The sequence below is a fragment of the Stenotrophomonas sp. 05L44_2 genome, assembly GCF_056665995.1.
Map to the genome: position 1 here is coordinate 1 of NZ_JBFTNR010000551.1, position 5,261 is coordinate 5,261.

A 5,261-nucleotide genomic window follows, 5' to 3' on the forward strand; every position below is an offset into this window, starting at 1 on the left:
TCCTGATGGTGGCCGGCTTCGACCGCTACTACCAGATCGCGCGCTGCTTCCGCGATGAGGCCCTGCGTGCCGACCGCCAGCTGGAATTCACCCAGCTGGACATGGAGTTCGCCTTCGTCCGCGAGCGCGACGTGCAGGACTTCGTCGAAGACATGATCCGCGCCATCTTCAAGGAAGTGGTCGACGTCGAACTGGATGCCAGCTTCCCGCGCATGACCTGGGCCGAGGCGATGCGTCGCTATGGTTCGGACAAGCCTGACCTGCGCATCGAGCTGGAACTGGTGGACGTGGCCGAGCTGGTCAAGACCAGCGAATTCCCGGTGTTCACCGCTGCTGCCAATGATGCCGATGGCCGCGTCGCCGCCCTGCGCATCCCCGGTGGTGCCAGCCTGTCGCGCAAGCAGATCGACGAGTACGCCGCGCACGCCGCCAAGTACGGTGCGAAGGGCCTGGCCTACATCAAGGTGGGCGAGAACGGTGAAATCAGCTCGCCGATCCAGAAGTTCTTCAGTGAAGAGGGCTTCGCCGCCCTGGTCGCCCATGTCGGCGCCGGCAACGGCGACATCGTGTTCTTCGGTGCCGGCGGCTACAACAAGGTGTCCGACTTCATGGGCGCGCTGCGCCTGAAGGCCGGCAAGGACTTCGGTCTGGTCGCCGACAGCTGGGCGCCGCTGTGGGTCACCGACTTCCCGATGTTCGAATGGGACGAGGAAGCGCAGCGCTACGTCGCCCTGCATCACCCCTTCACCGCGCCGGCCGTGGACGACATCGCCGACCTGCGCGCGCACGCCAAGACCGCCGTTTCGCGCGGCTACGACATGGTGCTCAACGGCAATGAAATCGGCGGCGGTTCGATCCGTATCCACCGCCCCGACATGCAGAGCGCGGTGTTCGAACTGCTCGGCATCGGTGCCGAAGAAGCCCGTGCCAAGTTCGGCTTCCTGCTCGACGCGCTGAACTACGGCGCGCCGCCGCACGGTGGCATCGCCTTCGGCATCGACCGCATCGCCGCACTGATGGCCGGTACCGAGTCGATCCGCGACGTCATCCCGTTCCCGAAGACCACCGGTGCGCAGGATCTGATGACCGACGCGCCGTCGCCGATCGTCGACGAGCAGCTGGCCGAAGTGCACATCCAGGTTCGCCCCAAGAAAAACTGATCAGGAGATCCAGGCAATGACCGAGTTTGCGTTTTCGCTGGAGTGGGAAAAGCTGGGCAATGAAGGCTCCGAGGCCAACCTGGTCACCGAGCGTGCACGTGTCTTCGGTGGTTGGCTGGTCCGTGTCGGTACCAACCCGTCGGCCATGGCCCTGACCTTCGTCGCCGACGGCGAAGGCCGCTGGGACGGTGAAGACTTCGGCGTCGAGGATTACGAAGACGACGAAGAGGAAGAGTACGACGAGGACGAGGAAGGCGAAGAAGAGGAAGACGGCGAGGAAGAAGAGGACGACGAGGAATACGAAGAAGAGGAAGAGGAAGAAGACGACAAGGAACCGGCGGAGCGGGCTTGACCCGAACCGTGGTCCTGACGTCAACTCGACCCATGTATTCGATCCGCCGCGCCACTGTGGACGACGCGCCGACCCTGTCGGCGCTGGCCGCACGCACGTTCACCGAAACCTTCGGCCATCTGTATCCGCCGCAGGACCTGCAGGACTTCATCGACGAGGCCTACACGGTCGAGCGCCAGCGCACGATCCTGGCCCACCCGGATTACGCGGTGTGGCTGCTGGAGCTGGACGGGGAGGCGGTCGGCCATGCCGCCGCCGGCCCCTGTGGGTTGCCGCACCCGGACGTGAAGCCCGGTGACGGTGAGCTCAAGCGCCTGTACCTGATCAAGACGCAGCAGAGCTGCGGCTGGGGCAGCCGCCTGCTGGAAACGGCGCTGGCCTGGCTGGAGCACGACGGCCCGCGCACGCTGTGGCTGGGCGTGTGGTCGGAAAACTTCGGCGCGCAGCGCTTCTACGCCCGGTATGGTTTTGAAAAGGCCGGCGAGTACCTGTTCCCGGTGGGCGATACCAACGATCTTGAGTTCATCCTGCGCCGTTTGCCGCATCCGGCCTGAAACCGTTCACCGCCGCTTGCCCCTGGCTTTTGTTCAATCACTGTAGTTCCGCCCCGCTGACCGCCAGGCTGTTGCACATGACTCCCCCCGTTCTGTTGTTGCATGGCATCTGGAATGCCCGTGCCTGGGTCGGGCCGCTGGCCTGGCGCCTGCGCGCGCGCGGCTTCCAGGTCCATACCTTTGGCTACTCGTCCGTATTTGGCGGTCCCGATGTGGCCGTGCCGCAGTTGCTGGAGCGGCTGGCAGATGCAGGCCCGCTGTCGCTGGTCGGGCACAGCCTGGGTGGCCTGCTGGCGCTGGAAGCCCTGCGCCGGCAGCCGCAGTTGCCCGTGCAGCGCGTGGTCTGCCTGGGCTCGCCACTGCGGGGCAGTGGTACTGCGCGCTCGTTGTCCGAACATGGTTGGGGCCTGGCCCTGGGCCGCAGCAGCGAGCTGTTGCTGGACGGGCTGCCGGACTGGCAGGGCAAGGCCGCCGTCGGCCTCATCGCCGGCTCGGTGCCGCATGGGCTGGGCAGCCTGCTCGGGGCGCTGGATGACGATTCCGACGGTACCGTGGCGCTGGCCGAGACCCGCCTGCCGGGCCTGGCCGACCACTGCGTGGTGCGCACCAGCCACAGCGGCCTGGTGGTGTCGCCCGATGCCGCGCGGCAGACCGCGCATTTCCTCCGCCATGGCCAGTTCGACCATGGCCGGGACGCCGCCGCCGCGTAAGGCGGTTCGCCGGGCATGGCCCGGCGCTACCACGGCGGTGCCCCCCCGGTAGCGAATCCGCGGCCTTATCCATCAACGCACGTACGGAAAGACCCATGGGTAGAGGCCCCTCCATCGAGAACCGCAAGAACGCGTCTGACGCGAAGCGCGGCAAGATTTTCACCAAGATCATCCGTGAGATCGGCGTGGCCGCCCGCGGCGGTGGAGGCGACCCCAACAACAACCCGCGCCTGCGTGTAGCCGTGGACAAGGCGCTGACCGCGAACATGTCCAAGGACGTGATCGAGCGCGCCATCAAGAAGGCCACCGGTGAACTGGAAGGCGTCGAGTACGAAGAGATCCGCTACGAGGGCTACGCGCCCGGTGGCGTGGCCGTCATCGTCGATTGCCTGACCGACAACCGCGTGCGCACCGTGGCCGATGTCCGCCATGCGTTCAGCAAGTGCGGCGGCAACATGGGCACCGAAGGCTCGGTCAGCTTCATGTTCAAACGCGTGGGCGTGCTGCACTACGGCGCCGGCGCCGATGAGGACGCCATCTCCGAAGCGGCCATCGAGGCCGGTGCCGATGACATCGTGGTCTACCCGGAGGATGGCGCGATCGACGTGCTCACCGCCGCGGACAGCTTCCACGCAGTCAAGGATGCGATGCAGGCGGCTGGCCGCACGCCGGATCATGCCGAGCTGACCTTCCGTGCCGACAACGACATCAAGGTCGAGGGCGACACTGTCCTGCAGGTCAAGAAGCTGCTGGACATGCTGGAAGACCTCGACGACGTGCAGGACGTGTACTCCAACGCCGATCTCGGCGCGGACGCCTACGCCTGAACGGACGCTGCGCCGGTCGCCTTTGGCGGCCGGTGAGCGGACAATGCGGACCATGATGACCCCAGACGTTTCCAGCCATCACCGCCGCATGCGTCCTTCCCGGATCAGCGGCCTGCGCGCGTGTGCCGCATGACCCGCATTCTCGGCATCGACCCGGGTTCACAACGGACCGGGGTCGGCATCATCGATGTCGATGCCAGCGGCCGGGTCAGCCACGTGCATCACCAGCCGCTGGTGCTGCTCGGTGCCGATGACTTCCCGCAGCGCATGAAGCTGCTGGTGCTGGGCCTGGCCGAGCTGTGCCTGGAGTTCCAGCCGCAGGAAGTGGCCATCGAAAAGGTGTTCATGGCGCGCAACCCCGATTCGGCGCTGAAGCTGGGCCAGGCCCGTGGCGCGGCGATTTCGGCGGTGGTGCTGCGCGACCTGCCGGTGCACGAGTACGCCGCCAGCGAGATCAAGCTGGCGGTGGTCGGTCGTGGCGGCGCCGAAAAGCAACAGGTTCAACACATGGTCGGGCTCATGCTCAACCTGAAAACCAAGCTGCAGGCCGACGCGGCCGACGCGTTGGCCGTGGCCATCACCCATGCCCACGTAAGGGCAACGGCCAACCGCCTGGGGCTGACTGCCCGCCAGGCGTGGGGCCGCAAATGAGGAGCTGCACGCAATGATCGGTCGACTGCGCGGAATCGTCGCCTACAAGGCGCCGCCGTGGCTGGTGGTGGACGTCAATGGGGTGGGCTACGAGCTGGAGGCGCCGATGAGCACCTTCTACGACCTGCCCGAGCTGGGCCGTGAGGTCACGCTCTACACTCATTATTCGCAGAAGGAAGACAGCGTCTCGCTGTACGGCTTCCTGCGCGAAGGCGAGCGCCGCCTGTTCCGCGACGTGCAGAAGGTCAGCGGCATCGGCGCGAAGATCGCGCTGGCCGTGCTGTCCGGGGTCACCGTCGAAGAATTCGCCCGCATGGTCCAGGCCGGCGACATCACCGCGCTGACCCGCATCCCCGGCATCGGCAAGAAGACCGCCGAGCGCATGGTGCTGGAACTGCGTGACCGCGCGGCGCAGTTCGGTGCCGGTGGCGCACTGCCGACCGGCAGTGGCCCGGCCCCGGCCGATCCGCTGTCCGATGCCACCGTGGCGCTGCAGCAGCTGGGCTACAAGCCCACCGAGGCGGCGCGGATGGCGCGCGAGGCCTTCAACGAGGGCGACGAAGTGGCCATGGTCATCCGCAAGGCCCTGCAATCGGCGCTGCGCTGAGCCGCTCCGTTTCCTTCCCCATTACACCCTGAGCTTCGCCAGGAGCCCCATGTCCAGCAGTCAAACCCCGCACACCGCCGCCCATGGTGGCCATGGTCACGCTCCCCCCGCCGGGGGCCTGGCGCTGATCATCGGTGCGATCGGCGTGGTCTTCGGCGATATCGGCACCAGCCCGCTGTACACCCTGAAGGAGGCGTTCTCGCCGCACTACGGGCTCAACAGCGACCACGACACCGTGCTGGGCGTGCTGTCGCTGGCGTTCTGGGCGCTGAACATCGTGGTCACCCTGAAGTACGTGACCATCATCATGCGCGCCGACAATGATGGCGAGGGCGGCATCATGGCGCTGATGGCGCTGACCCAGCGCACGCTGCGCAACGGGTCGCGCTCGGCCTACGTG

The 5,261-nt window shown here is 66.7% G+C and carries 8 protein-coding genes; all 8 read left to right on the forward strand.

Annotation, left to right across the window (positions count from 1 at the left end; all coding sequences use genetic code 11):
• Positions 1-1,160: aspartate--tRNA ligase (aspS, locus tag AC1VAN_RS17185; protein WP_480986286.1), on the forward strand; the 1,160-nt coding region annotated here is incomplete at its 5' end.
• A 16-nt stretch (positions 1,161-1,176) separates the two neighbouring features.
• On the forward strand, positions 1,177-1,512 hold the full coding sequence (locus tag AC1VAN_RS17190) for a hypothetical protein (RefSeq protein WP_025874681.1): 336 nt from the start codon (positions 1,177-1,179) through the stop codon (positions 1,510-1,512).
• Positions 1,513-1,544: 32 nt separating this feature from the next.
• Positions 1,545-2,066, forward strand: a complete 522-nt coding sequence (locus AC1VAN_RS17195; protein WP_032975141.1) for a GNAT family N-acetyltransferase — start codon at positions 1,545-1,547, stop codon at positions 2,064-2,066.
• A gap of 77 nt (positions 2,067-2,143) precedes the next feature.
• A complete protein-coding gene (locus tag AC1VAN_RS17200) occupies positions 2,144-2,776 on the forward strand; it encodes an esterase/lipase family protein (protein WP_025874679.1) in 633 nt (210 codons plus the stop codon).
• Between the two features lie 95 nt (positions 2,777-2,871).
• Entirely contained in the window at positions 2,872-3,603 is a 732-nt protein-coding gene (locus AC1VAN_RS17205) for a YebC/PmpR family DNA-binding transcriptional regulator (protein ID WP_032975140.1), read from the forward strand.
• 129 nt (positions 3,604-3,732) lie between these two features.
• On the forward strand, positions 3,733-4,254 hold the full coding sequence (gene ruvC, locus AC1VAN_RS17210) for a crossover junction endodeoxyribonuclease RuvC (RefSeq protein WP_025874677.1): 522 nt from the start codon (positions 3,733-3,735) through the stop codon (positions 4,252-4,254).
• A 13-nt stretch (positions 4,255-4,267) separates the two neighbouring features.
• A complete protein-coding gene (gene ruvA, locus AC1VAN_RS17215; protein WP_032975138.1) occupies positions 4,268-4,861 on the forward strand; it encodes a Holliday junction branch migration protein RuvA in 594 nt (197 codons plus the stop codon).
• 49 nt (positions 4,862-4,910) lie between these two features.
• Positions 4,911-5,261, forward strand: a 351-nt coding sequence (locus tag AC1VAN_RS17220; protein ID WP_480986287.1) for a KUP/HAK/KT family potassium transporter, incomplete at its 3' end; no start/stop codon positions are given.